Source organism: Kineococcus rugosus (assembly GCF_050871975.1).
GTDB lineage: Bacteria > Actinomycetota > Actinomycetes > Actinomycetales > Kineococcaceae > Kineococcus.
Genome location: NZ_JBJLSJ010000076.1, coordinates 1 through 4,889 on the forward strand (window position 1 = coordinate 1; position 4,889 = coordinate 4,889).

Annotated in this window: 5 protein-coding genes; 3 read left to right on the plus strand and 2 right to left on the minus strand. The window is 75.3% G+C overall.

The genetic code is table 11. The annotated features are described in order from the left end of the window. Nucleotides 1-236: 236 nt before the first annotated feature. Complete coding sequence (locus tag ACRYM6_RS22905) at nt 237-2,066, plus strand: ABC transporter ATP-binding protein (protein ID WP_432545200.1); 1,830 nt, start codon at nt 237-239, stop codon at nt 2,064-2,066. Nucleotides 2,067-2,069: 3 nt separating this feature from the next. Here ACRYM6_RS22905 and ACRYM6_RS22910 read toward each other — a convergent pair whose 3' ends face one another. After that, complete coding sequence (locus ACRYM6_RS22910; RefSeq protein WP_432545201.1) at nt 2,070-2,630, minus strand: TetR/AcrR family transcriptional regulator; 561 nt, start codon at nt 2,628-2,630, stop codon at nt 2,070-2,072. A gap of 79 nt (nt 2,631-2,709) precedes the next feature. On the opposite strand from ACRYM6_RS22910, the gene ACRYM6_RS22915 reads away from it, so the two are divergent. Both ACRYM6_RS22915 and ACRYM6_RS22920 read left to right on the plus strand, forming a co-directional pair. Continuing rightward, the gene (locus ACRYM6_RS22915; RefSeq protein WP_432545202.1) at nt 2,710-4,281 is read left to right on the plus strand and encodes an MFS transporter; all 1,572 of its coding nucleotides are present in this window, start codon (nt 2,710-2,712) and stop codon (nt 4,279-4,281) included. A 28-nt stretch (nt 4,282-4,309) separates the two neighbouring features. Beyond that, on the plus strand, nt 4,310-4,735 hold the full coding sequence (locus tag ACRYM6_RS22920) for a ChaB family protein (protein WP_432545203.1): 426 nt from the start codon (nt 4,310-4,312) through the stop codon (nt 4,733-4,735). A gap of 39 nt (nt 4,736-4,774) precedes the next feature. Here ACRYM6_RS22920 and ACRYM6_RS22925 read toward each other — a convergent pair. Beyond that, nucleotides 4,775-4,889 (minus strand): integrase core domain-containing protein (locus ACRYM6_RS22925; RefSeq protein WP_432543931.1); only part of this gene is annotated, 115 nt, incomplete at its 5' end.

The following is a 4,889-nucleotide window of genomic DNA, read 5'->3' on the forward strand; positions in this document are numbered from 1 at the left end:
CCGCGGCGCCCCCCGCGCGCCGCCGCGCCCCCCCCCCCCCGGCGCCCCCCGCCCCCCCCCCCGCCCCCCCCCCCCCCCCCCCCCCCCCCCCCCCCCCCCCCCCCCCCCCCCCCCCCCGCCACTGCACCGAGCGCAGGGTCTCCAGGAGTTCGCCGTCCAGGTCGTCCACGGTGGCACCCTACCCTCGTTGAGGTAACCTCACCGTGAGGTTGCCACAACGATCAGGAGGTGCGCCGGTGCGGGGAGATCCCGGACGCGACCCGTTCCGGCTGGGCCGGACCGCCCCGGCCGACCCGGCCGAGCCCGACCGACCCCGGCGCGGGGAGGTCCAGCGCGTCCTGCGCCTGTTCCGCCCGCACCTGCCGACGCTGTCCGTCGTGGGGGCGCTCATCGCCGTCTCCGCCGTCGCCGGCGTCGCCTCCCCCTTCCTGCTGCGCGAGATCGTCGACGTCGCCCTCCCCGAGCGCGACCTGCCCCTGCTGGCGTGGCTGGCGACCGGCCTCATCGGGATCGCCGCCGTGGGCACCGTCCTCGACGTCGTGCAGGGGCTGCTGACCACCCGCGTCGGGCAGGCCGTCATGCACGGGCTGCGGACGGCGCTGTACGCGCACCTGCAGCGCATGTCGCTGGGCTTCTTCGCCCGCACCCGCACCGGCGAGGTCCAGTCGCGCATCGCCAACGACATCGGCGCCATGCAGACCGTCGTCACCAGCACCGGCGCCGACCTCGTGCAGAACCTCGCGACCGTGGTGGTCACCGCGGTGGCGATGCTGGCGCTGGACTGGCGGCTGGCGCTGTTCTCCTTCTGCGTCCTGCCGCTGTCGGTGTGGCTGAACCGGCGCGTGGGCCGGCTGCGGCGGCGCATCACCGCGCAGCGGCAGCGGCAGCTGGCGGAGATGTCGGCGACGGTCGAGGAGACCCTGTCGATCTCGGGGATCCTGCTGACCCGCACCACCGGCCGGACCCCCGAGGTCGTCGAGCGGTTCACCCGGCAGTCCGACGGCGTGGCCCGCCTGGAGGTCGGCTCGGAGATGGCCGGGCGCTGGCAGTGGTCGGTCATCACCCTGACGATGGCGGCGGTCCCCGCCCTGACCTACCTGCTCGGCGGCTGGGTCCGCGGGACCGGGACGGCCCTGAGCATCGGGACCCTCGTCGCGCTCGTCACCCTCCAGGGGCAGCTGTTCCGGCCGCTGGGAGCGCTGCTGCGGATCGTGGTGCGGCTGCACGCCTCGATGGCCCTGTTCACCCGCGTCTTCGAGTACCTCGACACCCCGCCGGAGGTCGTCGAGCGCCCCGGCGCCCGGGAGCTGGCGGACCCGCGCGGCCACGTGGAGTTCCGCGACGTGTCCTTCGCCTACCCCGGGGCGGGCGGGCCGAGCGTCGCGGGCGTGTCCCTGGACGTGCCCGCGGGGACCTCGCTGGCGATCGTCGGGGCGACCGGGTCGGGCAAGACGACCCTGGGGTACCTGCTGTCGCGGCTGTACGACGTGGACTCCGGGGCGGTGACGGTCGACGGCGTCGACGTGCGCGACCTCACGGCGCGCTCGCTGTCGGACGTGGTGGGGGTCGTCACCCAGGAGACGTTCCTGCTGCACGCCTCGGTGGCGGACAACCTGCGGTTCGCCCGGCCCGGCGCGACCGACGAGGAGCTGCGCCGCGCGGCCCGCACCGCGCAGGTCGACGACGTCCTCAGCGCGCTGCCGCAGGGCTACGACACCGTCGTCGGCGAGCGCGGGTACCGGTTCTCCGGCGGGGAGAAGCAGCGGATCGCGCTGGCCCGCACCGTGCTGCGCGACCCCCCGGTGCTGCTGCTGGACGAGGCGACGTCGGCGCTGGACACCCGCACGGAGCGGGCGATGGCCGACGCGCTGGCGCGGCTGTCCAGCGGCCGCACGACCATCACCATCGCCCACCGGCTCTCCACGGTGCGCCACGCCGACCAGATCGCGGTCCTGGAGCACGGGCGGGTCGTCGAGCGCGGCAGCCACGACGAGCTGCTCGCCGCGGGCGGGCGGTACGCGGCGCTGGTGGCGGCCGACGAGGCCCGCGCGGACCTGCCGGGGTGAGGGTCAGGCGCCCGTCGCGGCGGTGACCATGGCGCGGACCCGGACGAGGATGTCGTCGAGGTCGTCGACGGGGATGCCCATCGAGGCCGAGTTCCACAGGCCGTCGCCGACGAGCTGGACGATGCGGGCCAGCGCGGGGTCCCCCACCTGCTCCTCGATGAGCTCGCGCCAGGCGGTGTTGGCGGCCAGGAAGGCGTCCGTGGCGCGCGGGTCGTCCTCCTGCGCCAGGCGCAGCGTGGCGATGACGATCGTGTAGAGCTGGTCGGGGGCCGACCCGCTGGCGGCGAGGGGCTCGGTGGCCGAGGTGCGGACGTAGTACTCCGCCGGGCCCTCGGGCGCGGCCCGCATGAGGTCGGCGTCCTGCGCGGCGAGCCGGGCGAAGCGGTCCAGGAGGCCGTCGACGAGGGCGTCCTTGGACGCGAAGTGGTACAGCAGCCCGCCCTTGGAGACGCCCGCGCGCGCCGCGACGGCCTCCAGCGTCGCCGACCGCGCCCCGGTGCTGACGACGAGCGCGGCGAACGCGTCGACGAGGCGGTCGCGGGTGGCGCTGGGGGCCCTGGTCACGCGGGGAAGGCTAACCACTCGCCAACTATACCGTCCGGACGGTACAGTCCGGGGGACGTTCAACCGAGGAACGAGACCCATGACCCTCCAGACCGCCCAGCCGGTCCCCACCCGCCCCACGTCCCGCCAGTGGGCCGCCCTGGCCGTGCTCGTGCTGCCCGTGCTGCTCATCTCCGTGGACATGACCGTCCTGAGCTTCGCGCTGCCCGCGATCAGCGAGGCCGTCTCCCCCACCGGCACCCAGCTGCTGTGGATCGTCGACGGCTACTCGCTGGCCATCGCCGGCCTGCTCGTCACGATGGGCACCCTCGGCGACCGCCACGGCCCGCGCCGGATGCTGCTCATCGGCTCCGCCGCGTTCGGCGTCGTGTCGCTGCTCGCCGCGTTCGCCGACTCGGCCGAGGCCCTCATCGCCGCCCGCATCGCCCTCGGCGTCGCCGGCGCCACCCTCATGCCGTCCACGCTGTCGCTGCTGCGCAGCACCTTCACCGACCGCGAGCAGCGCCGCACCGCCTTCGCCGTGTGGGCCGGCGGATTCGCCGCCGGCGGCGCGCTCGGGCCCATCGTCGGCGGCTGGCTGCTGGAGCACTTCCGGTGGGGCTCGGTCTTCCTGCTCAACGTCCCGTTCATGGTCGCGCTGCTCGTCCTGGCCCCGATCGTCGTGCGCGAGCACCGCTCCGGCACCGAGCACGGACGGCTGGACGCCCCCAGCGTCGTCGTCTCGATCCTCGCCCTGACCAGCCTGGTCTACGGCGTGAAGACCCTCGCCGAGCACGGCCCCGCCCTCGTCCCCGTCGCGACGTTCCTGCTCGGGCTCGCCCTCGCGGTGGTCTTCGTCCGGCGCCAGCTGCGCCTGGACGACCCGCTGCTGGACGTGGACCTGTTCCGGCTGCCCGTCTTCCGGTCCTCCGTCGTCGCCAACCTCATGAGCATCTGCGGGATGACGGGGATGCTCTTCGCGACCTCCCAGTACCTCCAGCTCGTGCTGGGGCTGCGCCCGCTGCACGCCGGGCTGCTGCTGCTGCCCGGCGCGGTCGCCACCTTCGTCGCCGGTCTCGTCGCGGCCCGGCTGGCGCGCCGGCTGCGGCTGGACGTGCTCATCGCGACAGGGCTGCTGCTCGGCACCGCCGGGTACGCGGTCATGGCGCTGCTGCGCCCCGGCGCCGGCGACGGCGCGGCCGTGCAGCTGGCCGTCGCGTTCGTCGTGCTGTGCACCGGCGCGGGCCTGGCCGAGACGCTGACCAACGACGCCATCCTGTCCGCCGCGCCCGCGGACCGCGCCGGGGCCGCCTCGGCGATCTCCGAGACGGCCTACGAGGTGGGCGCGGTGCTCGGCACGACCGTCCTGGGCAGCGTGCTCAACGCCGTCTACCGCCGCGAGGTCGACGTCCCCGCCGGGGCGGAGGCCGCCCGGGAGACCCTCGGCGCGGCCGTGGAGATCTCCGCGATGCGGCCCGACGGCGGCGCGCTGCTGGCCTCGGCCCGCGAGGCGTTCACCCACGGCCTCGACGCGACCGCCGTCGCGGGGGCCGTGCTCACCGCGGCCGCCGCGCTCCTGGTGTGGCGCTCGCTGCGCCCGGCGTCGCGGGGGGCGTCCCGGGGGGCGTCCCGGGGGGCGTCCCGGGAGGTGGACGTGACCGGACGGGCCTAGCGTCGGGGAGGTCGAGAGGAGAACGGCCGTGCCCAAGACCTCCAAGTCCGGCGAACCGGTCCAGGACGAGCTGCCCAGCACGCTGCGCCGCTCGGACCGCAAGGCCCAGGCGACGTTCGCGAAGGCCCACGACGCCGCGGACGAGCAGTACCACGACGCCGAGCGCGCGAACCGCGTCGCCTGGGGCGCCGTCAAGCACACCCACGAGAAGGTGGGCGACCACTGGCAGCCCAAGGAGGGCGGCCGCAGGGGCCCCTCGGACCCGCAGTCCGAGGGATCGGTGGACACCCACCGCCGCTCCTCCGGCGGGGTGGACGAGCACGCCACCAAGGAGCACCTGCTGGGCCTGGCCCGCGAGCTCGACGTGCGGGGCCGGTCGCGGATGACCAAGGCCGAACTCGTCGAGGCGATCCGGAAGGCGAACGACCGCGCCACCCGCCGCTCCCGCGGCTGAGCGGGCCGGGCCGGTGCGGCGGCTAGTTGTACTCGGCCATCACGTTGGTGACAGGCGGCTGAGCGGAGGAAGGCCACCGAGTGCGCTGTGACGCCGTTGAGTGTTGTAGTGCTCCAGCCACGGAGCAAGCGCGGCGGCGCGTTCGGCATTGCTG

Excerpts from the sequence above, each read along its gene's own strand:
- ACRYM6_RS22915 (WP_432545202.1), top strand. The coding sequence starts at position 2,710 with ATGACCCTCCAGACCGCCCAGCCGGTCCCCACCCGCCCCACGTCCCGC.